Annotated in this window: 1 protein-coding gene; it reads right to left on the reverse strand. The window is 50.8% G+C overall.

Annotated elements, in window-relative coordinates:
- Positions 1 to 319: 319 nt before the first annotated feature.
- Positions 320 to 697 carry a hypothetical protein gene (locus ALO64_RS05870; protein WP_044345990.1) on the reverse strand — a complete coding sequence of 126 codons (378 nt, stop codon included), beginning with the start codon at positions 695 to 697 and terminating at the stop codon, positions 320 to 322.
- Positions 698 to 783 lie beyond the last annotated feature (86 nt).

Raw genomic sequence — 783 nt, forward strand, 5'->3', positions numbered from 1 at the left:
GTTCAGCGTCTCCCTAACGACCTTCCTTGTGTTATGTCGTGTGTGCCCGCTATCGGACGGTGAGCACTATAGATCCAGACCTATTTCGATGCTGTCAGCTGGATAACTTTTAACCCGCAGACAACACAACACGACACGCAGGACAGGTCTGTAGGAATAACCAGGCGTCTTGCGCAAGTAGGCTAATTACGGCTGTTAAACAGTGTGGCGCCGATGTTTTAAATCACGGCGCTTTCAGTTTTGAAAGGGCTGACCGGACACGGGACCGTCACTTAAGCGTGGGTGACAGTCCGGTCGAAAAAATAATACAGATCTGTATTTATTGATAGCTCAACGTGATGACTCCAGCGCGGGCCTGCAGGGCCTCGCCGTCGGTCTCGGCGACCGGAAGTACCTGATACTGCGCGACAAAGGGCACGGCCTGATCACCACATGCATTGTGTTCAGTGCTCACCTGCATATTGATGCCCGGTGCAACTTGCAAAATGCGCGCATGAGCAACAGGCGTATTCACATTAATGTCGGAAATCACGCAACTGCTGTTGACGATACTGCCATGCAACGTCAATGCGCCGTCCTTTGCCCATGAAAAAACAGGCGCAGCCAGCAAGGGAATCGACACCATGACGGCCCCCAAACCTTGACGAAGAAACAAACACCTCAACATAAATTTCCAGGTCGATTTTTTACTGTTCATGGCGTTCTCCACTTATAGGCTCATACAGTGAGTTAAGTTGATGGGAGAATTAGCTGCCAGAAGCCGACCTAGGAGGGTGTAGACAA

The sequence above is a fragment of the Pseudomonas meliae genome (genome assembly GCF_001400515.1).
Classification (GTDB): Bacteria; Pseudomonadota; Gammaproteobacteria; order Pseudomonadales; family Pseudomonadaceae; genus Aquipseudomonas; species Aquipseudomonas amygdali.

Excerpts from the sequence above, each read along its gene's own strand:
- ALO64_RS05870 (WP_044345990.1), bottom strand. The coding sequence starts at position 697 with ATGAACAGTAAAAAATCGACCTGGAAATTTATGTTGAGGTGTTTGTTT.